Raw genomic sequence first — 26,508 nt, 5'->3', positions numbered from 1 at the left:
CGGCTGCAGCGTAGCGTTAGTGCATGGAGCGAACGGGGTGCGCAGTTGCGGGCGGAGGGCCTGCGGGCATGATGCTGGGGCTGCTGCTGGCCCGGGCGGGCGTGAACGTCACGGTCCTCGAAAAGCACAGCGATTTCCTGCGGGATTTCCGCGGTGACACCGTGCACGCCTCCACCATCCGGCTGATCGACGAACTGGGCCTGGGTGACGCTTTCCGTGCACTGCCCCAGAGCCGGCTGACCAACGTTGCCTTCCCCATTCCGGGCGCCGGCCTGGTCACCTTCGGTGATTTCGCCTCGTTGAAGCCCCCGTACAACTACATCGCCATGATGCCGCAGTGGGACTTCCTGAACTTCCTGGCTTCTGAGGCCGCCCGGGAACCCACATTTACGCTCCTAATGGAGCATGAAGCAACGTCCTTGATTTTCGACGGCGGCCGGGTCGCCGGTGTCCGCTACCGGACGCGATCCGGTAGCGAAGGCGCACTCCGCGCAGACCTCGTGGTGGCCACGGACGGGCGCCACTCGGCCCTCCGAAGGGCCGCAGGCCTGCAGCCGAAGGAATACCCGGTTCCCTTCGACACCTGGTGGTTCAAACTTCCGCGGCATCCTTCGGAAAAAGGCGCTGTGGCGGGCATCGTCCCCGCCTTCCGGGACGGGGAAGCCATGATCGCACTCTTCCGTGACGACTACTACCAAATGGGCTATCTCGGTCCAAAGGGAGAGGATGCGCGGATCCGCGCGGAAGGGGTGGAACGGTTCAGGGAACGGGTGGCCCGGCTGCGTCCGGACCTGGCCGACCGTGTGGATGCCATCCGCTCCCTCGAGGACCTTCACTGGCTGGACGTCCGGCTGGACCGGCTGCGGCGCTGGTATGTGGAGGGGCTGTTGTGCATCGGGGACGCCGCCCATGCGATGTCTCCCGCGGGCGGGGTGGGCATCAACCTCGCTATCCAGGATGCTGTGGCGGCGGCGGCCCGGCTGGCTCCGGCACTTCTCCGGGGGCAGGTGACAGTGAAGGACCTGGCCGCGGTGGAACGCAGGCGCAGGATGCCCACCGTTGTTGTCCAGGCCGTGCAGCGCATCATGCACCGGGCAGTGTTCGTCCCGTTGTTCGCCGGAAGGAGGCCCGGGCCGCCGCCGGTCCTGCTGTTCATAGTCCGGCATGCCCCCATTGTCCGGCGGCTTATGCCGCGGCTCATCGCCTTCGGGCCACGGCCGGAGCACGCGCCCGCCTTCGCCCGCCGTGTGCCGCGGGAAGCTGCCTAACCTGCCGTTGGGGGGCGCGCCGTCACACATCCGGGAGCCACTAAACTGGAGCCCATGACTTCTCCCAGTGACCTTGCAGCCAACGCCGCTGCCGATCGTGCCCGCCTGCTGGAACTCATCAAGGAACTCGCCGTTGTCCGCGGCAAGGTGATCCTCTCCAGCGGTGCGGAGGCTGATTACTACATCGACCTGCGCCGCATCACCCTGCATCACGAGGCCGCCAAACTGGTGGGTAAGGTCATGCTGGCCCTCGCGGACGACGCCGGGATTGACTTTGAGTGCGCCGGTGGCCTGACCATGGGTGCTGACCCCGTGGGCACCGCGCTGATGCACGCGGCGGTTGACGCCGGCCGGCCGGTGGATGCTTTTGTGGTCCGGAAGGCGCAGAAATCGTACGGCATGGGCCGCCAGGTTGAAGGCCCGTCCGTTGAGGGCCGCAAGGTCCTGGTGCTGGAGGACACCTCCACCACCGGCGGCTCCGCGCTGACCGCTGTTGAGGGCGTCCGAAAGGCCGGCGGCAACGTGGTAGCTGTCGCCGTCATCGTGGACCGCGACACCGGAGCCAAGGAAAAGATCGAAGCCGAGACCGGTGTGCCCTACCTGTTTGCCTTCGGCAAGGACGAACTGGGCCTTTCCTGACCGTACGGGTCTTCCAGGCGGGCGGCCGGTACAATTTCCTCAGGCCTTTTTCGTACCCATGGGAGAACGCACGCCATGCTGCCACCGCAATCACCGCTGAACACCACCGAACTGGTCCAGAATCTCATCCTGGAGAGTGCGGACTTTGAGGAGTTCCTCAACGAGCTGGCCAGGTTTTCAGCGCACCAGATGGCAGGCGACGGTGACGACGCCCTGTGCGGGATCACCCTTCTGCGCGACCGCAAGGCTGCCACCATCGGCTGGAGCAGTGACGATGCCCGTGAAGTGGACGAAATCCAGTACTCGCTCTCGCAGGGGCCCTGCCTGACGGCGGCGGAGGAACAACGCGAAGTCAACGTGCCGGACCTGTTCGAGGAGGACCGGTGGGGACCGGCCTACGCTGATGCCGTGGCGTCCCATGGGCTGCGTTCTGTCCTGTCGCTGCCCTTTAACCTCCAGGGCGAGGCACGGGCGGCCCTCAACCTGTACTCGGACGTGCCGAACAAATTTGACGAGCGGGCCGCGGCCAAGGCCCGCGGTTTCACCAGGGAGATTTCCCAGGCGCTGCGGCTGGCCGTCAGGTTCGCCCTCCATAGCGATAACGCCACGAACCTCCGTGCCACGCTGGAATCCCGCACCATCATCGACATTGCGATTGGCGTGGTGATGGCGCAAAACCGTTGCAGCCAGGACGCAGCCGTGGAGATCCTGACGGACGCCTCAAGCAACAGCAATACGAAACTGCGCGATATTGCCAAGGCACTGGTGGACTCCGTGGGAGGTGCGGGCACCCGCACCCATTACCAGCAGCCCGGACAGGCGCAGGCGGGCTGACGCCCAGGGCCCGGCCCGTTTGTGCCGGTCCCATCCGGAGGCTAAGCTTGCCGAGGTTGAGCCGTCGGCCATAGACACCCCTTGATTTGGAGTACCTATGGACCACCCTTTTAACGCCGACACCAGCTTAAATGCCAGCACCAGCCATGACGGGCTGACAAACACCGTCCGGATCAACGTCCTCGGGAACCTCAGCCAGGCGTCCCGCCCGTCCCTGGTCCACATGATCCACGACCTCCGCAGCAGGGGCGTCCATTCCCACGTCAACGTGGACCTGTCCCGGGCCTCCCTGGTGGAATCGGCCGCGTTGGCCGGGCTCCGCCAGGACCTGAACGCCATGGAGGGCGCAGCCGGAACCGCGGGAGGCGGCGTCTCGCTGGTGCTCACAATGGACGAGGCCGCGTGGCAGAGCGGTGACAGCGAAGAGGCCAGCCAGCCGTCCTTCGTGGCGCTGCCCGGCCGCCCTTTGGAGGAATACTCCGACGACGAGCTCTTTGCGGCCAGCGACACTGTCTTTTCCCTTCTTGATGATCCCCGGACGGTCCGCGGTTCGGACCTGCTGGGCCGCTACAACGACATTGGCCAGGAAATTGTCCGGCGGACTCCGCTCAGTGAGCTGCTGGACCCGTCGTTCGTGAACCCGCCGGCGGAGAACCAGTCGGTCAGCTGACGCCGCTCCGCTTGCCGGGGCGGCTTCCCGTATGGCTACGGTAGAGACGTGCCGTACAGAGAGGAAGCAGAACCGCTGGAACAGCCAGAGCAGCCCGGAATCCACCAAGCCCGGCTGCTGTCGCAAGCGGCTGCCCTCAAGCGTTTTTCACGCCGTGGATTCCTGGCCGGGACCGGTGCCTCCGCCGTACTTGCCGCGGACATGCTCTTCACCCGGTATGTCCAGGCCGAGCGGCAGGTCAACAGGATCCTGCAGGTCCCGGACGACTTCGCAGACGCCTACTATCCCAACGCCAGCTGGTTCCTGTTCCCGGGCTACAAGACCAGCTGGGAAGAGGCACAGTGGATCCTGAACGCCCTGCGCGGTGCGCTGAACAAGCGGGGCCAGCTTGCCGCCGTCGGGTATTCCAATCAGGGACTGGACATCGACCAGGTGGTAATCGCCGTCATCGAGCACGTCCGTGCGAAGAAGCTCACCAAGCTCTACTTCTACGGCCACAGCTTCGGCGGCATGGTTGCCACCCAGGTGGCGGCGCGGCTTCGCGAATTCCACGGCGTGGAGGTGGACTTCATCCTGCTCGATTCGAGTCCTTACAGCCGGAGCGACGTGCTGGATGAGAGCTGGTTCGACGGCGTGGTGTTCCTTTATGAGCGCGGCTTCCGGGTGCCCTCGGTGCTGCGCGGCAGCTATGAACTGGGGGAGCGGGTCATCCACAAGGATGAGCGGACCTGGCGCCAGATCTTCGACCAGACCATGGAACAGCTCTCGCCGATTGCACCTTCCAGCGTGCTGGTCCAGTCGGAGTCGGCGTACATCTACCACTTCGACGGAAACCGCTTTGTGGACCAGCTGGGCAGCACCCGCATGGCCTACATCGGCAACCCCAGGGACCGCACGGTGCAGTACCAGACGGCCCGCGACGCGTGGTCGGCCGCGTTCGGCCCGCACATGGTGTCCATGGACCGGCAGACCGAAGGAGCCCTCCCGGCCCACGCGAGTCCGGGCTGGAGCCCCCTGGTGTACCGGCCCATCGTGGAGGGCCTGATGGACGACTTCTTCCCGCTGCCCCGCGGCGGCTCGAAAGTGAGCGTCTTCTAGATCTGGTTCTTCAGGTCCGCCACGGAATTCAGGACCTGGTTTGGCCGGAACGGGTAGGCGGCAATGTCATTGCGCTGGGTGATGCCGGTGAGCACCAGGACAGTGTGCAGGCCGGCCTCCATGCCCGCAATGATGTCCGTGTCCATCCGGTCCCCGATCATGGCCGTGGTTTCGGAATGGGCATCGATCTGGTTCATTGCTGACCGGAACATCATGGGATTCGGTTTGCCTACGATGTACGGTTCCCGGCCGGTGGCCTTGGTGATCAGCGCCGCGATGGCCCCCGTGGCAGGCATGGGGCCGTCTTTGGACGGGCCGGTGGCGTCCGGGTTGGTGGCGATAAAGCGGGCGCCGGCCAGGATCAGCCGGATGGCCATGGTGATGGCCTCAAAGGAATAGGTGCGCGTTTCGCCGAGCACCACGAAGTCCGGGTCCTGGTCGGTGAGGATAAAGCCCGCCTCGTGCAGCGCCGTCGTCAGCCCTGCCTCCCCGATGGTGTAGGCGCGGTTTCCTGAGCCGGACCCCCGCACCTGGTCTTTGAGGAACTGGGCGGTGGCCAGGGCGGAGGTCCAGATGTTCTCCTCGGGGATCTCCAGGCCGGAGGCACGCAGCCGGGCCGCCAGGTCGCGGGGAGTGAAGATGGAGTTGTTGGTCAGCACCAGGAAGCGCTTGGACGTATCCACCCAGCGCTGGATCAGCTCGGCGGCCCCCGGGACGGCCTGGTTTTCGTGCACCAGGACGCCGTCCATGTCTGTCAGCCAGCATTCGATCTCCTGGCCGCTGCGGTAAACCGCCGGATTTCCTACTACCTGGTCTGCTTTTGCCACGTCAACCTCCACAAGAAGTGCCTGTTTTCCTGGTCCAGTCTGTCATTCTTTGGGTCCGGCACCTGAGAGGGCGGAGGCGCCATATCGGTGGCGGCCGGGTGAGGCAGGCGCACCGGGCTGCCTCGCCTGTCGGCTAAGCTCGTTGCTGGCACCACGGTGCCCATCGGCTGCGGATCGGGGGATGGCCGCGGTGGTTTGTCCGTGCCGGCCTGCGCCGGCTGGTCCCCGTCATCGGAAAACACCGGGTACCGCGCGAACCGCGGATGCCCGCCAGCACCTGAGAGGGACCGCCATGGGCAACAACTTCAGCGCGCCGCCGCCACCACACAGGGATGCAGCAGGCAACCCGCTGCCTCCGGAGCAGGGCCGGCAAAACGTGCAGAATCCGCCGCCCCCGCACAGCAAAAAGAACCTGTTCATCGTCCTCGGCAGTATTGCCGCCGCGGTGATCGTTGCCCTCATCGTCGTCTTCGTATGGGTGATTCCCACTTTCGCCACACCGCAGGCCGCGGACGATCCCGCTCCCGTGGCAACGTCCGGCGCAGCGGAGGAAAGCGCCGCTCCGGAAGATTCAACGCCGGAGGATGCGGCGCCGTCGGACGCTGCCGCATCGGAGGAGGTACCCGCCGGGGCCTTCGCACTCCCGCCCGGCTGGGCCGATCTGCAGGGGCCCGCGAACATTCCTGCCGAAGGCGACCCGCTTTTCAGCCGCTTTGTCACCGGCGAGTCGTCCTTCCAGTACCTCGCCGCCTGGACAGGCGATGACACGTTCGGGATCACCACCGACCCCGTCTCCGGCACCCCCATGCAGCAGAAAGCACAGGGTACCGAGGAACGGGACGGAGACGGCATCGCGCTCGCATTCGCCTTCTTCGCCGAGGCCGAAGAGGGCAAACACGGCAAGGAACCCGCCAAGGTCCGGGCCGCCATCCAAGAGATCGAAGCCAAGTTCACGGCCATGCCGGCCGCCGAACTGCCGCAGCACCTCGTGGGCCACAAGTGCACCGGCAACTTCGAAACCACCACCCCGGAAATCCGCGAGTTCCGCCGGACCGAGGCGGTTGTCATCGGCTTTACCTGCCTCAACGCCCGCGGCGAGACCATCCAGGCAGTGAACCTCTTCAGCGTCACGCCCTGGGGCACCCCGCAGATGGTGGGCGTCAGCGGACACTCGACCTACTGGAATGAAAACCCGGAACTGCTCGAGAAGATCGCCAACTCCTACCGCGCCAACCGCTGGAAGCTGGGCGGCTGACCCCGGCTAGAGTTGGAGGGTGACTGACCACCCCCAAACGCCCCCGCTGCCCGTTCCGCCCCCTGAGGAGGAATACGCGCCAAAGCCGGAGGTCGGCGTCGGGCCCTGGGACGGTGAGCTGCCCGAAGGTGACCACTGGGACCATGAACTGCTGGCGGACGGCGACAGGCGCAACGTGGTGGACCAGTACCGCTACTGGAAGCACGACGCGATCGTGGCGGACCTCGATTCAAAGCGGCACAACTTCCACATTGCCATCGAAAACTGGCAGCATGACATGAATATCGGCACGGTGGTGCGCACCGCCAACGCGTTCCTCGCCAAGGAAGTCCACATCATCGGACGACGCCGGTGGAACAGGCGCGGGGCCATGGTCACCGACCGCTACCAGCATGTCCGTCACCACCCCACCGTGGAGGACTTCGTGGCGTGGGCACAGGGCGAAGGGCTGGCCATCATCGGCATCGACATCTTCCCGGACTCTGTGCCGCTGGAAACCTACGAACTGCCCAAGGACTGCGTGCTGGTGTTCGGCCAGGAGGGCCCCGGGCTCACTCCCGAAGTCCATGACGCCGCCCTGGCCACCCTGTCCATTGAGCAGTTCGGCTCCACCCGGTCCATCAACGCAGCGTCGGCGGCCGCGATCGCCATGCACGCCTGGATCCGCCGGCACGTGTTCAACCAGCACGTTTCCTAGCCGCTCTTCCGCGCGCGAGGTGACATTTCGGCGAGGCCGCAAGCGAAAGTGTTACCGGTGTGCGTGACCGGAAACACTGCGGATGCGGAGAAATGGCTAGGATGGTGGCTAGCCGTAAGAGGTCTACTCCAGGGTCACAACCCACAGACGAAAACTCAGCATAGGAGTCAGCATGCCCATTGCAACCCCAGAGATCTACTCCGAGATGATTGACCGTGCCAAGGCCGGCGGCTATGCGTTCCCGGCCGTCAATGTCACGTCCTCGCAGACGCTGAACGCCGCACTGCGCGGCTTCGCCGAGGCCGAGTCCGACGGCATTGTCCAGGTCTCCACCGGCGGTGCCGCGTACTGGTCCGGCGCCGCGACCAAGGACATGGTGGCCGGTTCGCTCGGCTTCGCTGCCTTCGCCCGCGAAGTTGCCAAGAACTACGGCGTCAACATCGCCCTCCACACGGACCACTGCCCCAAGGACAAGCTGGACGGCTTTGTCCTGCCGCTGCTGGCAGCGTCGGAGGCCGAGGTCAAGGCCGGCCGGAACCCGATCTTCAACTCGCACATGTGGGACGGTTCGCACGAGCCGCTCAACGAGAACCTGAGCACCGCGCGGGAGCTGCTGGAGCGCACGGCCGCCGCGAAGATGATCCTCGAGGTTGAGATCGGGATTGTCGGGGGCGAGGAAGACGGCGTGGAAAACGCCATCAACGACAAGCTGTACACCACCGTTGAGGACGCCCTCGCCACCATTGAGGCCCTCGGCGCCGGCGAGAACGGCCGCTACATCACCGCCCTGACGTTCGGGAACGTGCACGGTGTGTACAAGCCCGGCGGTGTGAAGCTGCGCCCGGAGATCCTCAAGGACATCCAGGCCCAGGTGGGCGCGAAGCTGGGCAAGGACAGCCCGTTCGACCTCGTGTTCCACGGCGGGTCCGGCTCCTCGGACCAGGAAATCGCGGACGCGGTGTCCTACGGTGTGATCAAGATGAACATCGACACCGACACCCAGTACGCCTACACGCGTCCGGTGGTGGACCACATGTTCCGCAACTACGATGGCGTGCTGAAGGTGGACGGCGAGGTGGGGAACAAGAAGCTCTACGACCCGCGCGTCTGGGGCGCCTCCGCCGAAGCCGGCCTGTCCGCCCGTGTGGTCGAAGCCACCAAGCAGCTCGGTTCCGCCGGAAAGACGTTCTAGTATGTCCGACGAGTTTCGCAAGAACCTGATGGGCCCCGAGCCCACCCTCCTTCCTGCGGAGACCGAGGTTTACCAGCACCTGGCCCTGGGCCAGGGGGCACTTGACCTGGTGGAGAAGCACCCCACCTCGTCGCTGTTGTGGGCCATCCTGGCGGAAGAGGCGTGGGCCGAAGGCCGCACCATCGATTCCTACGCCTACTCGCGCGTCGGCTACCACCGCGGGCTCGACTCGCTGCGCCGCAACGGCTGGCGCGGCGTGGGCCCCATCCCGTGGGAGCACGAACCCAACCGCGGCTTCCTGCGGGCGCTCTACTCGCTCGGCCGTGCATCAGCAGCCATCGGCGAAGCCGAGGAACCGGAGCGCATCGAGAAGTTCCTGAACGACTCGGACCCGGCTGCGAAAGCAGCCATCGAGGCCTCATAGCCTGGACAGCAAGCGCGGTTAAAGTGCGACGGCGGGCGGTTACCTTTCGGAAGAAAGGTGACCGCCCGCCGTCGTCTGCGCCGGGTTAAGTCAGCTGGCAGCTTTCGCCAGGCCGGTGCGGGCCATGGCGTCTGCATAGGCGACGCGCATTTCCTCGAGGTACTGCTCCTGGCGGGCCGGGGTGCCGGCGAATGCGCGGCCGCTCAGCGAGCGGACCTTGTAAGTCTTCAGGCCGCGGCGCCAGATCATGGGGACCTCGGTCTTCAGGAGCAGGTTGGCCAGGCGGTTGGCTTCGGTGCCGTGGGCAACAATGACCGAGGCGCGGGGAACCAAAGCCAGGAACTTGAGCAGCGGCTTCAGGCCGGAAGAGATCTGGTCCGGCGTGAACTTGCCGTTGAGCTCGCCCGGGGTGTGCCACGGGTGGACGTTCCACGGCATCACAAATTCCGGACGCAGGCCCAGCTTCCACTGAATGCCGAGCATGCGGGTGGCGGCGTCGTCGTCGCCGGCGGTGATGAAGCCGGACGGGTCGGCCTCGCCGATGTTGGAGTAGAGGCTGATGATGCGGCACTCGTCCACGTCGTGCATGGGGTCGACGTAGGGGACCTGGGTGTGGGGCTTGACGCTCTGCAGGGAATCGCACAGCTCGTTGACGGCGGCGACGTTGGGCTCGTAACGGCGGCTCATGAGCTGTTCACGGAAAGATTCGGGGGCCAGGGCTGTCATGAAGTGAAGTGTCTCCTGCGGGGCTCGGTGCTGCGCCAATCCGGAAAATGGGCGCGGGGAGGCGCAGCCATTCCGGGATGGTTTTGAAATGTGGTGTGGACCGATTCCTAGTCGATCTATATCAGTCTATCAAGTCCCGCAAAGCGAAACGCCGGTGAATGAATGGTTTAATCCGGATCGGCGTCAGCCGCAAACTGGTCACGGACATTGACTTAATCCGTATAGCTTGGTTGGCTGCTGTCACAGTTCGCAACAGAGGTTGTGTGGCTGGTTCGCACCCTACTTGCACTCGAAAGAGGTAACGCCCCGTGAAGCAAACTCTGGCAACCTTGAAGACGCTCGCCGTTTCCGGAGCATTGGCCTTGGCGGCGGTGGCCGCGCCGGCGCCGTTGGCGAACGCCGTGGGCGAAGGGCCCAACTATGACGGCAACGGCCAGATCACTACGTCCAAACTGGCCACCTATGACCAGATGGTCACCTTCCTGCAAGACCAGGACGCCCGCCAATCCGCCATGGAACTGGAAGTGATCGGCCAGACCGTCAAAGGCCGGGATATTCATCTGGTGAAGTACCTGTCGGATCCGGCCAAGCCCACCATCCTCTATCTGACCCAGCAGCACGGCAACGAGCAACTCACCACCGAGGGTGCCCTGGAATTCGTCAAGCACCTCGGGACCGGAAAATCGGCGGACATTCTCGACGGGGTGAACGTCCTTATCGTTCCCATGCTCAACGCCGACGGTGCGATGGGAGACGTCAACTTCCCGCTTGATGACTATCTGGCTAAGGGCGACCGCAACATGACGCGGTACAACGCCGAGGAAGTGGACCTGAACCGGGACCATGTGGCCAAGGTTCAGCCCGAGACGCAGGCGCTGCACAACAACGTGATGACCAAGTACAAGATTGACTACATGATTGACCTTCACCACCAAGGCAGCAGAAGCGAGCGCGACGGGAAACTGGTCTCCGGGTCCATCCTGTACCCAACTACCCCCAACGCCGATCCCGCTGTTGTGGACAAGTCCAAACAGCTGGGTGCCGTGGTGTTCAATAACGTTGACTCCACCGGCTGGGGCCACTTGGGCAAGTACGTCGGCGGCAGCGCCGAGACAATCAGCCGCAACGGCATCGCAGTGGACTACGGTATCGCCACCCTGCTCTTCGAAATGCGGGGCATGTCGGATCATTACCTGGATGGCTACGCCCTCGGTCTCCGCAGCAACGGTTACCTCATCAAACAGACAGTGACCACGCTGACGGCCACGGCTGCGGCCATCGCAGACGGGTCCATTGCCGACGCCGACACCTCCTTCTGGGACAGCCTGGCCACCCAAACGTCCCGGCCGGGCGAGGAAGCCGACAGCGAGTAGTGCCTGCCCGTGGTCCTTTGTCGCTTACGAAGGGCCACGGGACGCCTCCTGAATGGAGAAGGTCTGTGATCGGCTAAACTTGGGTGGTAAGAGCCCCGGAACTCTTGCGTGGCCGGCCGCCGTCGCGGTCCGGACGGGCGTTGCCTCCGGGGCATTCTCATGAACGGTGCCGCATCGGGTCTGCCATTCGGTGGACAAACTGTGCGGCCCGAACGAATGGGGGAGGATCCCATGCCAGCAATCGTGATCGTAGGTGCCCAGTGGGGCGACGAAGGAAAAGGCAAAGCCACCGATCTTCTTGGCGGCCGTGTTGACTACGTCGTCAAGCCGAACGGCGGCAACAATGCCGGCCATACCGTCGTCGTAGGCGGTGAGAAGTATGAGCTTAAGCTCCTTCCGGCAGGCATCCTGAGCCCTAACGCGGTTCCGATCATCGGCAACGGCTGCGTGGTGAACCTCGAAGCACTGTTCGAGGAGATCGACGGACTGGAGGCCCGCGGAGCGGACACCTCCAAACTCCGTGTGTCCGCCAACGCCCACCTGGTCGCGCCTTACCACCAGGTGCTGGACAAGGTCACCGAGCGCTTCCTCGGCAGCCGTGCCATCGGCACCACCGGCCGCGGCATCGGCCCGGCTTACATGGACAAGGTGGCCCGGCTGGGCATCCGCGTCCAGGACGTCTTCGACGAATCCATCCTCCGCCAGAAGGTGGAAGGCTCACTGCGCCAGAAGAACGAACTCCTGGTCAAGGTCTACAACCGCCGCAGCGTGGTGGTCGAGGAGATCGTCAGCTACTTCCTGTCCTTCGCCGAGCGGCTGCGCCCGCTGGTCATCGACAGCACACTGGTCCTGAACAATGCCCTGGACGAGGGCAAGGTTGTGCTGATGGAAGGCGGCCAGGCCACGTTCCTGGACGTGGACCACGGGACATACCCGTTTGTGACCTCCTCCAACCCCACGGCTGGCGGTGCGTCCGTTGGTTCGGGCATCGGTCCCACCCGGATCTCGCGTTCCATCGGCATCATCAAGGCCTACACCACCCGCGTCGGCGCCGGCCCGTTCCCCACGGAACTGTTCGACGACATGGGCGTGTACCTGCAGAAGACCGGCGGTGAGTTCGGCGTCAACACCGGCCGTCCCCGCCGCTGCGGCTGGTACGACGCCGTCCTGGCCCGCCACGCTTCCCGGGTCAACGGCTTCACGGACTACTTCGTCACCAAGCTGGACGTCCTGACGGGCATCGAGCAGATCCCGGTATGCGTTGCGTACGACGTTGACGGCGTCCGCCACGACGAAATGCCGATGACCCAGACCGAGTTCCACCACGCGGTGCCCATCTTCGAGTACTTCGAAGGCTGGACCGAGGACATCACCGGAGCCCGCACCCTGGAAGACCTTCCCGAGAACGCCCGCAACTATGTGCTGGCCCTCGAAAAGCTCTCCGGGACGCGTTTCTCCGCTATCGGCGTGGGCCCGGACCGGGACCAGACCATCGTGGTGCACGACCTCGTTAACAGCTGACGTTCCGGAACGTCCGACGGCGGCGGGTCACCCTTTTCGGGGGTGGTCCGCCGCCGTTTTTGCGGGACAGGCGGACGGTCCGCGGGTGGATGCACGCAATTTACACAGGGTTAACGCCGCCGGTCTTGTGGGGCTGCAGGCGCGGCCGGGAGACTTTTCACATAGGGTGAATGGATCAACAGATCGTTCGACCAGACCCGCGGGAACATGGCGCAGGGATGCGTCCGGGCCTGCCACGTGACAACGACGCCACGAGCAGGAACCCCGCCGACCGGAAGGATTTTTGTTATGGCCGGAATGTTTGAAGTTTTTCTCGACGCTGATTCCCTCTTCAGGTTTCGCCTCAAGGCCCCTGATGGCACCGTGGTGGCGGTGTCCGGGGCTTTCGCGGACAAGTCCGCCGTCGCAGCCGGAATCGCCGCCGCCCGCGAGTGCGCCGGAACCGGGCTCGTGACCGATCTTTCCGCCGCTGAGCGCCATGACCGGCGCACCCCTGCACGGGCTCCTGTGCCGGCCCGGTCCGTGGCCGTACCATCCGTCGCTGTGCAGGCCCCCGCAGCCGAACCTGCTTGTGACGTGCAGCGTGTGCCGGTCAGCCGGGTCCGCGCGTTTGCCCACTTCAATGCCGTGCGCGGCAGCGTGTAAGAAGCGTTTTGGCGCGGCGCCGGGGAAGGCGCCGCGGCCCAAGCCAAGAAATTTAAAAATTCTTAGTGACCGGGCGTAACCCCCGCCGGGTCCGCAACGATTACCCCTTTGTAGCGCCGGTTTGGAACTTGTCCCCCATCAGGTTCCAGGCCGGCTCTTTTGCTCCTCAACGGTGCACCGCCCGCTGCCGGCGGGCATGGTTACCGGCGGGTAAAGTTAGCGGGGCAGGCAGAGCCCCCCTCACCGAAAGCCCTATGTCCGTGACCTATGCGCTGACAGACGACGTTTGGCATGCGCGCGCCCTGGAACCGGAGCTCTTCAGCATCGTGTACCGGTCCTATGCATCACAGGTCCTGGGCTACCTCACAGCCCGCGGGGTAGAAGATCCGGAGGCTGTTATGCAGGAAGTGTTCCTGGCGGTCCTTCCTCGGCTGCAGACGGTCACCGGCGGCGTGGCAGGACTGCGGACCTTTGTTTTCTCGGTGGCCCACGCGCGGATGGTGGACGACCACCGGCGGCGGCGCCGCACCCCTGTTGTCCTTCCCTTCGAACCCGACCTGGACGTGCGCGAGGAGTCATCTGCCGAGGACGAGGTGATGGAGCGTGTCTCACCGGAGGAGGTGCAGGGCCTGCTGAGTGTCCTTCCGGATGACCAGCGTGAGGTCCTGACGCTGCGCCTGATAGCGGGCCTGACCATTGAGCAGGCGGCGGAGGTTATGGGCAAGAGCGGAGGCGCCGTGAAACAGCTCCAGCGCCGCGCTTTGATCCGGCTGCGCGAGCAGTCCGCAGTGAAGGAATATGTGATGCCATGACCTCCAAAACCAGCCCTCTGCTCCGCACTGTGGATGAGATGCTGCTCGACGCCGGCGAAACGGACCCAGGCCTTCGGGCCACACTGCTCTCGTTGGGTGCGCTGGCGTCCCTGCCGGTTCCGGCGCCCGGCGGGGAACTGGCGGCACTGCTGTCGGCGCAGCCAAGCCAACCGGCCGGCCATCGCCTGCGCCGCAGCCACCGGACCGCTGCTGTCGGCCTTGCCGTCATCGCGGGGATGGGCCTGGGTGTCACCGGGGTGGCGGCCACGGCCCCGGCTCCGGGTCCCAACGCCAGCCGCTCCGTCCAGCACATGCTGCAGGACTGGGCACCGTCCTGGACCGTCACCGGGATCCCTGTCGCCGAAGCAGCCGGTGACCTGCCCTGGCCGCCCGCGGCCGGAACCGGCTCCCGGGATGCAACCGTGCGGGACAGCTCACTGCGGGACGGCTCAGGGCCGGACGATCCACTGTCGGACGGCTCATCGCTGCCCGGGCAGGGAACCAGCCATCAGGTGACCGGAGAACCGGGACCTAACCGGCAGGGAACCGGCGCCCCCGGGAACGGTGTGCAGGGGAGTGCCGGGCAGGGCAACGGTCCCGGCCGAAGCCAGGACCCCGGCGGGGCCACGGTATCACCGGGTAAGCCGGCGGCCGACGGCGGGGCGTCCCGGAACGGCGCCGCCGCCACCAACGGCGGCGGCAGCTCGCCGGACGGTACCGCGCCGGAAGGCCAGGGGCCTGGCGCTGCGCCCGGCACTGACCTCGCCGGCGGGCTGGAAGGAGCAGGCAGGCTCGTGGGCGGGGCCTCCGCCGCCGTCGTGGACAACCTGACGCCGGCAATCCTTGGACCGGCAACAACAGACCCGGCAGGAACAGAAAAAACCGGAGCCGGCAATGCCGGCCCCGGTTCAATCTGGCTGAAGAAGTTCAGCCGCTAAGCAGGGTAGTCCTCAGGGAGATGGTGCGCTGAGGACTACCGCTCCTGTCATTTCCGTCAGGACAGGAGCTGCCGCTTGGAGGAGATGACGCCGGTGTCGAAACCGGCCAGGTGCAGGCCGCCGTGGAAGCGGGCGTGCTCGATCTTCACGCAGCGGTCCATCACCACGTTGAGCCCTGCTGCCTCCGCATCGGCGGCCACGGCCTCATGCCAGGAGCCGAGCTGCAGCCACAGGGTTTTGGCGCCGGCCGCGATGGCTTCGTCCAGGACGCCGGGGAGGTCGTCGTGCTTGCGGAACACATCCACGATGTCCGGGCTCTCGGGAAGATCGGCCAGCGAGGCGTAGGTGGGTTCACCAAGAATCTCCTTCACCACGGGGTTGACGAAGTACACTTTGTACCGCGTGGACGACTGCAGGTAGGTCGCCACGAAGTAGCTCGCCCGCGACGGCTTGTCCGAGGCGCCCACAATGGCAATGGACTTGGCTGCACGCAGCAGGTTCAGGCGCTCCGGTGCGGAGGGGCCTTCCCAGGTGCGGGTTTCGGTGCTCATGCGCGTGCTCCAATCGTGCAGGAATCAGCTTCCAGGGTGAAGTCTTCCTCAGTGGCTGAGACCGCCGAGGCTTCGGTCAGGGCCTGGTCCAGGTCCCACAGGATATCCTCGATGTCCTCCAGGCCCACGGAGATGCGGACCAGGTCCTCGGGCACACCGGCCGTTGCCAGCTGCTCCGGGCTGAGCTGCTGGTGCGTGGTGGAACCGGGGTGGATCACCAGGGTGCGGGAATCGCCCACGTTGGCCAGGTGTGAGGCCAGCTGCAGAGCTTCGATGAACTTCTGCCCGGCCACGCGGCCGCCCTTCACGCCGAAGGAGAACACGGAGCCGGGGCCCAGTGGCAGGTACTTCTTCGCCCGCTCAAAGTGCGGGTGCGAGGGGAGCCCGGAGAAGTTCACATAGGCCACGCGGGGATCGGCTTCGAGCCATTCGGCCACGGCCTGCGCGTTCTTCAGGTGCTCGTCCAGGCGCTGCGGGAGGGTTTCCACGCCCTGCAGCAGCTGGAAGGCGGACTGCGGGGACAGCGCCGGGCCGATGTCGCGGAGCTGCTCACAGCGGAGCTTGGTCAGGAAGCCGTACTCGCCAAAGTTGCCCCACCAGGAGACGTTGCCGTAGGAGGCCACCGGCTCGGTCATCGTGGGGAACTTGCCGTTGCCCCAGTTGAACCGGCCGCTTTCGACAATCACGCCGCCCAGGGTGGTGCCGTGCCCGCCGAGGAACTTCGTGGCGGAGTGGATCACGATGTCGGCGCCGTGTTCGATCGGCCGCACGAGGTACGGCGTGCTCAGGGTGGCGTCGACCACCAAGGGGATACCGGCGTCGTGCGCTACCTTGGCCAGCCCGGCAAGGTCCTGGACTTCCGACGACGGGTTGGCCACCACCTCGACGAAGATCGCCTTGGTGTTTTCCCGGACCGCCGCGGCATAGTCCGCGGGGTCGGTGCCGGGCACAAACGTGGTGTCCACACCGAACCGGCGCAGGGTCACGTCCAGCTGGGTGACGGTGCCGCCGTACAGCTGTGAGGCGGCCACGATGTGGTCGCCGGACTGGGTCAGCGCGGCGAACGTGATGAACTCAGCGGCCATGCCGGAGGACGTGGCCACCGCGCCGATGCCGCCTTCCAGCGAAGCGATGCGCTCCTCGAACGCAGCCACGGTGGGGTTGCCGATGCGGGAGTAGATGTTGCCGTACTTCTGCAGCGCGAAGAGGTTGGCCGCGTCCTGGGTGTCCTTGAACACAAAGGACGTGGTCTGGTAAATGGGCACTGCGCGGGCTCCGTGCTCGGCGTCGGGAGTGCCGCCGGCGTGCAGGGCGCGGGTGCGGAAACCAAATGTGCGATCGGACATTAGACAGCCACCTTTTCAGAGGCTAGGGGGCGGGTGGGGATCAGTTCCGTGCCGTTCTTGCGGGCGAGGTCGGCTTCGAGTTCGCGGACGATCGGCAGGATGTCCTGGCCGAACGCCGCCACTTCCTCCTGGAAGTGCAGGTAGCCGGTGAGGAACAGGTTCACGCCGATCTTCTTGTATTCGACGATCCGCTCGGCGATCTGCTCCGGGGTGCCGATCAGCTGGGTCTTGAAGCCGTCGTTGTACTGGACCAGGTCCTCGAAGCTCGAGTCTGCCCACATGCCCTTGCCGTCCTTGGTGGACGCGCCGGCTTCCTGCACGGCGTCGCGGAAGCCCTGGACTGCCGGCTTGTGTGCCTTCGCCACGACTTCGCACAGGGTGTCGCGGGCTTCCTTTTCTGAATCGCGGGCGATGACAAAGCCGTTCAGGCCGAATTTGGGTGCGTCAAGCGGGCCGCCCGTGCCGCGCCGGGTCTCGCCGGCAGCGCCCACCACACCGGCGATGTTCTCCTTGAAGCCTTCCAGGTCCTTGCCGTTGGAGAAGTACCAGTCAGCCACGCGGCCGGCGGTAGCCTGCGCCGCCGTGGAGTTGCCGCCGAAAAAGATCTCCGGGTGGGCGCGGCCCGGAACGTCAACCGGTGCCGGGTTCAGGGTGAAGTCGGTGATGTTGTAGTACTTGCCGGACTGGCTGTATTCCTGCTCGGTCCACAGGCCCCGCAGGACCTTGATGAACTCCTCGGTGCGGACGTAGCGTTCGTCGTGCTCCAGCCATTCGAGGCCGAAGTTGGTGAACTCGTTCTTGAGCCAGCCGGAGACGATGTTAACAGCGGCGCGGCCGTTGGAGATGTGATCCGCCGTGATGATGTATTTGGCCAGCACGCCCGGGTGCCACATGCCCGGGTGGACCGCGGCGATGACCTTGAGGCGCTCGGTCGCGGCCAGCAGGGCCAGGCTGAACGAGGTGGCTTCGTGCTGCTTGTCCGCGCCGTAGGAGGCGGCGTAGCGCGTCTGGGTCAGGGCGTACTCGAAGCCGGAGTTCTCGGCGATCTGCGCCAGCTTCTTGTTGTAGTCGAAGTCCCAGCCGGTCCGCTGCTCGATGGTGGAAACCACCAGGCCACCGGAAACGTTCGGCACCCAGTAGGCGAACTTCAGCGGCTCAGAGAGACGGGCTACGTTGCTGATGTCTGTCATGAATTTTCCTTTGCTAGGGTCCGCTCGCGCAGGACGTCCTGGATGCCGGCGATCGCCGGTTCGTTCTGGAGTGAGGTGGTGTCGCCCAGGGCGGTCCCCTCAAAAAGCTGCGTCAGTAGCCGGCGCATGATCTTGCCGCTGCGCGTCTTGGGTACGTCAGGAACCACGACGACGTCGCGCGGCTTGGCGATGGGGCCGATCGCCTTCGCGACGTGGTTGCGGAGGTCCGTGGCACAGTCTTGCGCAGCGTCGCCCCGTAAAACGACAAACGCCACAATCGCGTGTCCGGTCTTCGGATCAGCCACCGGACAGACGCCGGCCTCCACCACGTCCGGGTGGGACACCAGGGCCGATTCGATCTCGATGGTGGACAGCAGGTGTCCGGAGACGTTGAGGGTGTCATCCACGCGGCCCAGGATCCAGATATCGCCGTCGGCGTCGTACTTGGCACCGTCGCCGGCCAGGAACCAGCCCTGCTCGGCGTACTGCCGCCAGTAGGAATCGAGGTAGCGCTGGGGGTTGCCCCACACGGTCCGCGCGATGGACGGCCCAAAAGCGTCAACCACAATGAATCCCTGGACGCCCGGCGGAACTGTCTTGCCGGCGTCGTCCACGATCCTGGTGCTCACCCCGGGCAGCGGGCGAGCCGCGCACCCGGGTTTGAAGTCGGTGTCCGTGGGGGCGGGGGAGAGGATGGTCGCTCCGGTTTCGGACTGCCACCACGTGTCCACCACGGGGGCGGTGCCGGCGCCGACGTTCTGCCGCAGCCAGCGCCAGGCCTCGGGGTTGATGGCTTCGCCCACGGTGCCCAGCATCCGGATGGAGGAGAGGTTGTAGGTGTCCGGCACGCCGTCCGGGAACCAGCCCATCAGGGAACGGACAAGCGTGGGAGCCGTGTAGTACTGCGTGACGCCGTACCGCTCGATGATTTCGAAGTGCCGGCCCGGATGCGGGGTGTTCGGGGTGCCTTCGAAGATCACCTGGGTGACGCCGTTGGAGAGCGGTCCGTAGATTTCGTACGTGTGCGCGGTGACCCAGGCGAGGTCCGCCGTGCACCAGTGCACGTCGCCGTCACGGAGGGCCGGATCCGGGTTGCTGAACAGGTGCTCGTAGCTCCAGGACGCCTGGGTGAGGTAGCCGCCGGAGGTGTGGACCAGGCCCTTCGGCTTACCCGTGGTGCCGGAGGTGTACATGATGAAGAGGGGAGTCTCGGCGTCGAACGCTTCCGGCTCGTGGACGTCCGCAGCGTTTCCGACGGCGTCATGCCACCAGACGTCGCGGCCTTCAGTCATGGAAACGGCAGCGAGCTGGTCCGCCGGGGTGGTGCGGTTGACCACGAGGACGTGCTCGATGGCATTGTCCCCCGCGACGGCCGCATCGGCGTTGTCCTTGACTGGCACGGCCACGCCGCGGCGGAACTGGCCGTCCGTGGTGACCAGCAGCTTGGCCTGGGTGTCCTCCACACGGAACTTCAGCGCCTCCGCGGAGAAGCCGCCGAACACCAGCGAGTGGATGGCGCCGATGCGGGCCACGGCGAGGGTGATGATGACGGTTTCGGGGATAACCGGCAGGTAGATGACCACGCGGTCGCCCTTGGTGATGCCCAATGCCAGGAGCGTGTTGGCGGCCTTGGCCACTTCACGCTGGAGTTCGGCATAGGTGATGGCACGGCGGTCGCCCGGTTCGCCCTCGAAGTAGAGCGCCACCTTGTCGCCGCGCCCTGCCTCCACATGGCGGTCCACGCAGTTGTAGGCCACGTTCAGGCGTCCGCCGGCGAACCATTCGATGCGCGGGACCGAGTATTCCGCTTCGTCGGCGGGGACGTCGGGGCCGCTGAGGAGCTCTGCCTTCTCGAACGTGTGGGCGGTGTGCCACGGTTCGGCCCAGTCCAGGCGCCGGGCCGCGTCCTCCCAGAACGCAATCCGCTCGGCTTCGGTGCCGGGGTGCTTGTTGTGTGCGGTTTCAATCGCGTCCACGGTGCTCAGGCCCATCGTTTTACCGCCCATTTCTCTGCCAGGCCCAGGAGGGCATCCGTCAGTTTTCCAATCACGGCCAGCAGCACGATGGCCAGGAAAAGCCTGTCGGTGCGGCCGTTGTTTTGCGAGTCGATCAGCAGGAAGCCGAGCCCCATGGAGGAGGCGATCAGTTCGGCAGCCACCAGGAACAGCCAGGCCTGCGCCAGTGCCAGGCGCAGCCCGGAAAAGACTGCCGGCACCACAGCGGGCAGCTGCACAGTGGTCAGGAGCCTGACGCCCTTGAGCCCGAAGGCGCGGGCCGCTTCCACGAGATTTCGGTCCACGTGGCGCAGGGCCAGGGACACGGTGGTGAAAACGGGGAAGAAGGCGCCGATGATGATCAGGGTGACCTTGGAGTCTTCGCCGATCTTCAGCCACAGGATCAGCAGCGGCACCCAAGCCAGGGACGGGACGGCGCGCAATGCACCGATGGTGGGTGCCAGGAGGGCGTCGGCAATTTTCGACAGGCCCACAGTGGCTCCCAGGATGAGGCCCAATGCGGCGCCGATGAGGAATCCGATCACCACACGCTGGGTGGAAATGGCGATGTGGGTGCCCAGTTCGCCGCGGCCCAGGAGTTCGCCGGCTGCGCCCAGCACCATTGCAGGGGGCGGCAGCTGGACCACACTGAACATGCCGGTGGACGATGCCATCTGCCAGGAGACCAGCAGGATCGCCGGAATGATCAGGCCAAGGGGCAGGCGCGCCCAGTTCCGTGAACGGACCCCGGCGGGAGACCATCCCTTTGCCGGAGCGGTTGCCGAAGCATCCGCCCGGGCGGCGCCTGCCGATGTTGCGGGAGCGGCTGCAGCGCGCTCATCCGCAACACTGTTGCCGGTGAGGAGGGTGTGTTCCGGATTGCTCATCAGGAACCCTTAATGGCTGACGGATCAGCCTTCTTCACCAGCGAGTCGTCGAGAAGGGAGGCCACGGCGTCGTCGATCTGCTGCTGAGTCTTGACGTCGCCGGTTTCCACAAACGTGGGGCCGATCTTCTCCAGTACTTTGCGCTGCGCCTCACCGGGCGCGGCGTCTACGTCCAGGTTGCTGCGTTCCAGAACCACGGTCTTCGCCACGGCCAGATCCAGTCCGGCTACGTCGGCCAGGATCTGTGCCGTCTCGTCCGGGTTGGCAGCGGCCCAGGCGCGGGCTTTTTCGTAGGCGTTCACCACGGCCTGCGCCAGTTCGGGCTTGTCCTTGAGGAAGGACTCGGTGGCGTTGAGGAAGCCGTAGGTGTTGAAGTCCAGGTTCCGGTAGAAGAGCGTCGCGCCCTTCTGCTCGGCACCGGCCATGATCGGGTCCAGGCCGGACCACGCCTGCACGGAGCCGTTCTCCAGGGCCGTGCGGCCATCAGCATGCTGCAGGTTCTGCACGGTCACGTCGCCGGGCTTCAGTCCGGCTTCCTCGAGGGCCTGCAGGAGGAAGAAATAGGGGTCGGTGCCCTTGGTGGCGGCCACGGACTTGCCCTTGAGGTCAGCGACGGACGTGATGCCCGAGCCGGCGGGGGCCACCAGGGCCGCCCATTCCGGCTGGGAGTAGATGCTGATGGTGCGGATGGGCGAACCGTTGGAGCGGGCCAGGAGGGCCGCGGAGCCTGCTGTTGATCCGACGTCGATGGCGCCCGAGCGGAGGGCTTCGTTGGCCTTGTTTGAGCCGGCGGACTGGATCCAGTTGACGGTGACGCCCTGGTCCTTGAGTGAGGCTTCAAGCCAGCCCTGGTCCTTGATGACCAGGCTGAGCGGGTTATAGGTGGCGAAGTCAATGTTCAGCGTCCCGCCCGCCGTGCTGCCCGCAGCCCCGGCCTGGCCGGAAGAGCCCTCACCAGCAACGCAGCCGGTCAGCGCCAGGGCCGAGGCGGCGGCCACGGCGGCTGCCCCAAGGAGGGAACGGCGGGTGAAGGGACGTGCGTGCTGCATGGTTTTCCTTTGCGCTGATGGTGCGGAGGGCGCAAGTTCCGGCCGCGGGTTAATGACCGACGGCGGGCTTTTGCGTTTGTGGGTGAGCGGAGTGGATCTGTGGCCCGGAGGGCCGGGGCTGTGCCGGAAGTTGCGGGCGTCAATGCCCGTCGACACCCAGGCTGGCCAGGAGGGAGACGCGCAGCGTGGCGAGTTCTGCCGAGGCCCGGTCGCGGGGACGGCTGCCTGGCACATCAACGGTCCGCACGATCGTGGCGCCCTGGCCGCCGTCGGCAGTTCCGAGAACGATAATCCGGTCCGCCAGCTGCAATGCCTCGTCAACGTCGTGGGTGACCAGGAGCACTGTGGTGGGTTCGGCCTTGTGCACGTCCAGGAGCAGGTCCTGCATCTTGATGCGGGTCAGGGCGTCCAGCGCACCGAACGGTTCGTCGAGCAGCAGGACCCCGGGGTTGCGTGCCAGTGCCCGGGCCAGGGACGCGCGCTGGGCCATTCCGCCGGAGACCTCGCGGGGGCGGTGCTTGGCGAAACTGTCCAGGCCCACAAGTTCCAGCAGGCGGGACACCTTGGCTTTGCCTTCTTTGGCGCTGCAGCCGGTGGGCAGGCCGATGGCCACATTGGCCTGCAGGGTGTGCCAGGGGAGCAGCCGCGGTTCCTGGAAAGCAAACGCACAGCGGGGATCGATGCCCTGGACGGCGCTGTCCTGGATGACCACGGAACCGGCGCTCGGGGAGTCCAGGCCCGCGGCCGCGCGCAGCAGGGTTGATTTGCCGCAGCCGGACGGTCCCAGGATGGCCAGGACTTCCCCTGCTTCGACGTCGAAGGTGACGTCGCGCAGGACAGTGCGGGCGGCGTCGCCCGTCCCGAAGGTGCGGCGCAGACCGCGGAAGGACACAGGAAGTGCTGAGGAAGAGCCGGTGGTCTTGCCGGCACGCTCGGAAGTCAGGACTGCAGTCATGGGATCACTCCATCGGTCCTGGCAGTAGCACCCTACGGAGTCGAGCCTTTTTGCGGAGTGGTCAGTTCCGCTTACCCAAGGCTTTTTCCTTGCTATCAGCCTGTGCCGTGGGGGCGCCCGCTGACCAGGGTTGCTGCGGCTTCATCGATCCAGGTCTCTCGGCCGCTCGGGATGGTCACTTACCACTACACCCCATGTGAATCAAACAATCCAAATCCGGACTTGTAGTGTGTAATGTTCGTTCACATGCCATCCCGCCCCCTCGTGCCGGTCAAAAATTCGGCATGAGGAACTTTTGCAAAGCGGCGTAGGCTTGGGGCATGGGCCACACCAACGATCCTGCAGTCATAGAGCGCCTTATGCGAACCAAGGGGCGGTGGGCCATCGTCGGCCTGACCACCAACGAGTGGCGCGCCGCCTACGACACGTCCCTTTTTATCCGCGACAGGCTCGGGATGGAGATCATTCCCGTGAACCTGCCGGGCGACCCGGTGCACGGCGAAACCGGGTACCGCACCCTCGCGGATATCCCCGCCGAAAAGCAGCCCGTCGACGTCGTGGACTGCTTCGTTAATTCTCAGAAGGTCGGCGCTGTGGTTGACCAGGCCATTGCGGCCGGCGCCAAAGCCATCTGGATGCAGCTGGGCGTCATCGACGAGGCAGCAGCTGAGCGTGCGAAGGCCGCAGGACTGGATGTTGTGATGAACGTCTGCCCGGCGCAGCAGGCGTGGAAATACAACCTCTGACGGGGCGGATCCGCCCGGCCGGTAATCAGCGCTGCATCAGTCCCGGGTAGTGGCGTTCGGTGACATCCGGGTGGGCGCGCATCCTGCCCTTGAGCATGTTCAGGCCGAATGAGGCGAGCATCGGGTTGGTCGGATCGTCGGAGAGGCCGCGGGCCTGGGCCTTCAGCTCAGGCGGCAGCGGCACGGGATCGATCACGGCATCCAGGCGCGGGGACCAGAAGAACGGCACTGAATAGCGGTCCACGCCGGGCGGCGGAGCCTTGACCCGGTGGATGGTGGCCATCAGGTAGCCTTCGGTGGCTACCTCCAGCATCTCGCCGAGATTCACCACCAGCGCCCCCGGAATGGGTTCCACGGTGGCCCACTCGGTGGTTCCGTGCGGCAGCACTTCCAGCCCGCCCACCTCGTCCTGGAGCAGGAGGGTGACAAAACCGTAGTCCGCGTGTGAGCCCACACCCTGGTCGCCGGCAGCTTCCACCACGCCGCCAACGTAGTGCACCAGCTTGCCCATCCAGGCCGGCTCGTCGCCAAAGGGTTCGTCGAAGTGGTCCTCGGGCAGGCCGAGGGCCACGGCGATGCCGCGCAGGAGTTCCATGGCGACCTCGGACATCAGCTCGGCCCAGGCCATGGCCGCTGGCTCAAGCTCCGGCATTGCCTCGTCCGGCCAGAGGTTATGGCCCTGCAGGAGCCAATAAGGTTGATCCGCCGGATAGTCCACGACCGGCTCGCGTTCCGGCGAAAAGTCGATCTGCTCGCGGGCATCGGCCCTGCCCTGCGTGACTTCCGTGCCCATCCGCGTGTAGCCGCGGAAATGCGGCGACAGCCGGTTATCGAGCTTCATCCGCTCCTCAAGGGGCAGGTCGAAGAAGCGCTTGATGAGGGCCAGGAGCTCTTCGGCCTGGCCGGGAGCGGCGCCGTACCCAGTGATCTGGAAGAAGCCCACGTTATGGGCTGCGTCCCGCAGCTGGTCGATGAATTCCGGGCTGAAGGAACCGTACGGCTGGCGTGCGGTGCTCATGTCCAGAACGGGGATCGTGGCCTGGTCGGGTGACATCTTCGCAGACTAGCACCGGCTGGCTCTCTGTGGGGATCCTCACGTTGAGTAAGGTGTCTTCGCCTTACGGCTTGTGACGTTTTGGTTTTTTCAAAGGTGCCGCCCTGTGCCAGATTCGTTGCTGTAACCATCTCGAGCGGCTGAGAGACCTGGCTCTGTGACGCCGCAGCAACCCCCCTCCTTTTGTGGGCGGTGCTACTGCCAGGACCGATGGAGAACCTCAATGTTCCCGGTCTTGGGCGGCGAAAGCTGAGCCCTGATTCCGGGCTGCGGGTTTCCTCGGGTTAGCCCGGAGGAATTTATGAACGTACAGACTGGCAGCCGCGCGGCGGCCCAAGGACGTGGTGGCCTGTGATTGAGATCCAGAACGTCAGCACCTCATTCGGCTCGCCAAACGGCCGGTTCACGGCCGTTGATGATGTCAGCCTGCACATCCGGCGGGGCACCATCCAAGGCATCATCGGGTTCTCCGGAGCGGGGAAATCCACCCTGCTTCGCAACATTAATCTGCTTGAGCGCCCCACATCGGGCCGCGTCCTGGTGGACGGCGTGGACCTGTTGACTCTGTCCGATGCAGAGCTTCGCACGAAGCGGCACGACATCGGCATGATCTTCCAGCATTTCAACCTGCTCAACAACCTCACTGCGCAGGAGAACGTGGAGCTCTCGCTGAAGTTCGCCGGCGTCGGGAAAGCCGAGCGCCGCCGTCGTGCTGCCGAAACCCTGGCGATCGTGGACCTCAGCGATAAAGCGGGAACCTACCCGGCGAAACTGTCAGGCGGCCAGAAGCAGCGCGTGGCCATTGCCCGCGCCCTTGCCACCGAACCCAAGGTGCTGCTTTGCGATGAGCCGACGTCGGCCGTTGACCCGCGTACAACGGCCTCGGTCCTGCAGTACCTGGCCGACGTCAATGCAGAATTCGGCATCACGATCGTGGTGGTCACCCACGAGATGAACGTCATTAAAGCCATTGCCGACAATGTGGCCGTGATGGAAGGAGGCAAGGTAGTGGAGCAGTTCGACCTCAGCGAGCTGCAGCGCCCCGGCTTCCACCCGGCGACCCAGAGCGGCCGTTACCTGATCTCCGACGAGATCCAGCTTGACCGCTCCGCCCACGCCAAAGCCGTTTCGGAAGGCCTGCTCAATGTTTGACCGCATCCTGGAAGTCCTGCCCGAAATCGGCGTTGCCATGGGGCAGACGCTCACCATGCTGCTGGTGGCCATCCCCCTGGCGGTGCTTCTCGGCACACCCCTGGGCGTCCTGCTCTACACCATCGGCCCTAACGGGCTGAAGCACCGGCCCAGGCTGCACCGCACCCTGGACGGGCTCGTGAACCTGATCCGGTCTTTTCCGTTCCTGATCCTGCTTATTGCGATCATCCCCGTCACCAGGTTCATTGTGGGCACCACCATCGGCACGGCGGCCGTCATTGTCCCGCTGACCATCAACGCGATTCCCTATTTCGCCCGCTTTGTGGAACAGAACCTCAGCCAGCTCGGCAGCGGCGTGGTGGAAGCGGCCCGGTCCATGGGGGCCAGCCGGTCCCAGATCGTCCGCGACGTCCTGATCGTCGAGGCGAAGCCCGGTCTGGTCAGTTCCATCACCATCATGACCGTCAGCTTCATCTCCTACTCGGCGATGGCCGGCCTGGTGGGCGGCGGCGGAATCGGCGACTTTGCCATCCGCTATGGCTACTACCGCTATGAAACTCCGCTGATGATTACCGCCATAGTGCTGATGATCCTCCTGGTCACCATCGTCCAGCTGGGCGGATCGTACATCGCACGGCGCCTGGATAAGCGGCTCTGACCCTGCG

The 26,508-nt window shown here is 65.4% G+C and carries 27 protein-coding genes and 1 riboswitch; of the genes, 17 read left to right on the top strand and 10 right to left on the bottom strand.

All coding sequences use genetic code 11. The annotated features are described in order from the left end of the window. Positions 1-23: 23 nt before the first annotated feature. The 5 genes from GUV69_RS11930 (at position 24) to GUV69_RS11910 (ending at position 4,509) form a co-directional block, all read left to right on the top strand. Entirely contained in the window at positions 24-1,268 is a 1,245-nt protein-coding gene (locus GUV69_RS11930) for an FAD-dependent oxidoreductase (protein WP_164202592.1), read from the top strand. Between the two features lie 54 nt (positions 1,269-1,322). Continuing rightward, complete coding sequence (gene pyrE / locus GUV69_RS11925; protein ID WP_164202590.1) at positions 1,323-1,907, top strand: orotate phosphoribosyltransferase; 585 nt, start codon at positions 1,323-1,325, stop codon at positions 1,905-1,907. A gap of 75 nt (positions 1,908-1,982) precedes the next feature. Further along, positions 1,983-2,741 carry a GAF and ANTAR domain-containing protein gene (locus GUV69_RS11920; protein WP_164202588.1) on the top strand — a complete coding sequence of 253 codons (759 nt, stop codon included), beginning with the start codon at positions 1,983-1,985 and terminating at the stop codon, positions 2,739-2,741. Positions 2,742-2,838: 97 nt separating this feature from the next. Then, positions 2,839-3,411 carry a hypothetical protein gene (locus tag GUV69_RS11915; protein WP_208786638.1) on the top strand — a complete coding sequence of 191 codons (573 nt, stop codon included), beginning with the start codon at positions 2,839-2,841 and terminating at the stop codon, positions 3,409-3,411. A gap of 48 nt (positions 3,412-3,459) precedes the next feature. Then, on the top strand, positions 3,460-4,509 hold the full coding sequence (locus GUV69_RS11910; protein WP_244292704.1) for an alpha/beta fold hydrolase: 1,050 nt from the start codon (positions 3,460-3,462) through the stop codon (positions 4,507-4,509). Here GUV69_RS11910 and GUV69_RS11905 read toward each other — a convergent pair. Continuing rightward, positions 4,506-5,336, bottom strand: a complete 831-nt coding sequence (locus tag GUV69_RS11905; protein ID WP_223883854.1) for an HAD-IIA family hydrolase — start codon at positions 5,334-5,336, stop codon at positions 4,506-4,508. The two genes, GUV69_RS11910 and GUV69_RS11905, sit on opposite strands and share 4 nt — an antisense overlap. A gap of 292 nt (positions 5,337-5,628) precedes the next feature. Between GUV69_RS11905 and GUV69_RS11900 the strand changes: the two genes are divergently transcribed. From GUV69_RS11900 to GUV69_RS11885, 4 genes are all read left to right on the top strand, one after another. Further along, a complete protein-coding gene (locus GUV69_RS11900; RefSeq protein WP_164202584.1) occupies positions 5,629-6,591 on the top strand; it encodes a hypothetical protein in 963 nt (320 codons plus the stop codon). A gap of 19 nt (positions 6,592-6,610) precedes the next feature. Then, the gene (locus GUV69_RS11895; protein ID WP_431197107.1) at positions 6,611-7,288 is read left to right on the top strand and encodes a TrmH family RNA methyltransferase; all 678 of its coding nucleotides are present in this window, start codon (positions 6,611-6,613) and stop codon (positions 7,286-7,288) included. Positions 7,289-7,460: 172 nt separating this feature from the next. Next, positions 7,461-8,480 carry a class II fructose-bisphosphate aldolase gene (fbaA, locus tag GUV69_RS11890; RefSeq protein WP_164202582.1) on the top strand — a complete coding sequence of 340 codons (1,020 nt, stop codon included), beginning with the start codon at positions 7,461-7,463 and terminating at the stop codon, positions 8,478-8,480. Between the two features lies 1 nt (position 8,481). Continuing rightward, a complete protein-coding gene (locus GUV69_RS11885) occupies positions 8,482-8,904 on the top strand; it encodes a DUF3151 domain-containing protein (RefSeq protein WP_164202580.1) in 423 nt (140 codons plus the stop codon). A 90-nt stretch (positions 8,905-8,994) separates the two neighbouring features. Here GUV69_RS11885 and GUV69_RS11880 read toward each other — a convergent pair whose 3' ends face one another. Further along, entirely contained in the window at positions 8,995-9,630 is a 636-nt protein-coding gene (locus tag GUV69_RS11880) for a uracil-DNA glycosylase (protein WP_164202577.1), read from the bottom strand. Between the two features lie 308 nt (positions 9,631-9,938). Between GUV69_RS11880 and GUV69_RS11875 the strand changes: the two genes are divergently transcribed. From GUV69_RS11875 to GUV69_RS11855, 5 genes are all read left to right on the top strand, one after another. Then, complete coding sequence (locus tag GUV69_RS11875; RefSeq protein WP_164202575.1) at positions 9,939-11,003, top strand: M14 family zinc carboxypeptidase; 1,065 nt, start codon at positions 9,939-9,941, stop codon at positions 11,001-11,003. Between the two features lie 231 nt (positions 11,004-11,234). Continuing rightward, positions 11,235-12,524 (top strand): adenylosuccinate synthase, encoded by a 1,290-nt coding sequence (locus GUV69_RS11870; protein WP_164202573.1) that lies wholly within the window; start codon positions 11,235-11,237, stop codon positions 12,522-12,524. A 288-nt stretch (positions 12,525-12,812) separates the two neighbouring features. Then, the gene (locus GUV69_RS11865) at positions 12,813-13,169 is read left to right on the top strand and encodes a YegP family protein (RefSeq protein WP_164202571.1); all 357 of its coding nucleotides are present in this window, start codon (positions 12,813-12,815) and stop codon (positions 13,167-13,169) included. A 260-nt stretch (positions 13,170-13,429) separates the two neighbouring features. Next, the gene (locus tag GUV69_RS11860) at positions 13,430-13,981 is read left to right on the top strand and encodes an RNA polymerase sigma factor (protein ID WP_164206486.1); all 552 of its coding nucleotides are present in this window, start codon (positions 13,430-13,432) and stop codon (positions 13,979-13,981) included. Next, on the top strand, positions 13,978-14,919 hold the full coding sequence (locus GUV69_RS11855; RefSeq protein ID WP_164202569.1) for a hypothetical protein: 942 nt from the start codon (positions 13,978-13,980) through the stop codon (positions 14,917-14,919). Before GUV69_RS11860 ends, GUV69_RS11855 begins: the two co-directional genes overlap by 4 nt. A gap of 56 nt (positions 14,920-14,975) precedes the next feature. On the opposite strand, the gene GUV69_RS11850 is transcribed toward GUV69_RS11855, so the two are convergent. From GUV69_RS11850 to GUV69_RS11820, 7 genes are all read right to left on the bottom strand, one after another. Beyond that, a complete protein-coding gene (locus GUV69_RS11850) occupies positions 14,976-15,470 on the bottom strand; it encodes a CoA-binding protein (RefSeq protein WP_164202567.1) in 495 nt (164 codons plus the stop codon). Continuing rightward, positions 15,467-16,816 carry an O-acetylhomoserine aminocarboxypropyltransferase/cysteine synthase family protein gene (locus tag GUV69_RS11845; protein WP_164202565.1) on the bottom strand — a complete coding sequence of 450 codons (1,350 nt, stop codon included), beginning with the start codon at positions 16,814-16,816 and terminating at the stop codon, positions 15,467-15,469. Before GUV69_RS11845 ends, GUV69_RS11850 begins: the two co-directional genes overlap by 4 nt. After that, on the bottom strand, positions 16,816-18,006 hold the full coding sequence (gene sfnG, locus GUV69_RS11840) for a dimethylsulfone monooxygenase SfnG (protein ID WP_164202563.1): 1,191 nt from the start codon (positions 18,004-18,006) through the stop codon (positions 16,816-16,818). The genes GUV69_RS11845 and sfnG overlap by 1 nt, the downstream gene beginning before the upstream one ends. Beyond that, on the bottom strand, positions 18,003-19,997 hold the full coding sequence (acs, locus tag GUV69_RS11835; protein WP_164206483.1) for an acetate--CoA ligase: 1,995 nt from the start codon (positions 19,995-19,997) through the stop codon (positions 18,003-18,005). The genes sfnG and acs overlap by 4 nt, the downstream gene beginning before the upstream one ends. After that, positions 19,988-20,887 carry an ABC transporter permease gene (locus GUV69_RS11830; protein ID WP_164202560.1) on the bottom strand — a complete coding sequence of 300 codons (900 nt, stop codon included), beginning with the start codon at positions 20,885-20,887 and terminating at the stop codon, positions 19,988-19,990. Before GUV69_RS11830 ends, acs begins: the two co-directional genes overlap by 10 nt. Next, complete coding sequence (locus GUV69_RS11825) at positions 20,887-21,936, bottom strand: aliphatic sulfonate ABC transporter substrate-binding protein (protein ID WP_164202558.1); 1,050 nt, start codon at positions 21,934-21,936, stop codon at positions 20,887-20,889. The genes GUV69_RS11830 and GUV69_RS11825 overlap by 1 nt, the downstream gene beginning before the upstream one ends. Positions 21,937-22,075: 139 nt before the next feature. Then, positions 22,076-22,891 carry an ABC transporter ATP-binding protein gene (locus GUV69_RS11820; RefSeq protein ID WP_164202556.1) on the bottom strand — a complete coding sequence of 272 codons (816 nt, stop codon included), beginning with the start codon at positions 22,889-22,891 and terminating at the stop codon, positions 22,076-22,078. Positions 22,892-23,211: 320 nt separating this feature from the next. Here GUV69_RS11820 and GUV69_RS11815 point away from each other — a divergent pair, with 320 nt between their 5' ends. Continuing rightward, positions 23,212-23,637, top strand: coding sequence for a CoA-binding protein (locus GUV69_RS11815; RefSeq protein WP_164202554.1), 426 nt, complete (start codon positions 23,212-23,214; stop codon positions 23,635-23,637). A 25-nt stretch (positions 23,638-23,662) separates the two neighbouring features. Here the strand turns inward: GUV69_RS11815 and GUV69_RS11810 are convergent, their stop codons facing one another. Then, entirely contained in the window at positions 23,663-24,691 is a 1,029-nt protein-coding gene (locus GUV69_RS11810) for an isopenicillin N synthase family dioxygenase (protein ID WP_164202552.1), read from the bottom strand. A 124-nt stretch (positions 24,692-24,815) separates the two neighbouring features. Then, positions 24,816-24,908, top strand: a riboswitch (SAM riboswitch). Positions 24,909-25,042: 134 nt separating this feature from the next. On the opposite strand from GUV69_RS11810, the gene GUV69_RS11805 reads away from it, so the two are divergent. Continuing rightward, entirely contained in the window at positions 25,043-25,843 is an 801-nt protein-coding gene (locus GUV69_RS11805; RefSeq protein WP_164202550.1) for a methionine ABC transporter ATP-binding protein, read from the top strand. Continuing rightward, positions 25,836-26,501 carry a methionine ABC transporter permease gene (locus GUV69_RS11800; protein ID WP_164202548.1) on the top strand — a complete coding sequence of 222 codons (666 nt, stop codon included), beginning with the start codon at positions 25,836-25,838 and terminating at the stop codon, positions 26,499-26,501. Before GUV69_RS11805 ends, GUV69_RS11800 begins: the two co-directional genes overlap by 8 nt. Positions 26,502-26,508: the final 7 nt, after the last annotated feature.

It is taken from the genome of [Micrococcus luteus] ATCC 49442, assembly GCF_010367585.1.
GTDB classification, from domain to species: Bacteria; Actinomycetota; Actinomycetes; order Actinomycetales; family Micrococcaceae; genus Arthrobacter; species Arthrobacter luteus_A.
The sequence above is the reverse complement of the archived record's forward strand: the minus strand, read 5'-3'. Positions and strand labels throughout refer to the sequence as shown.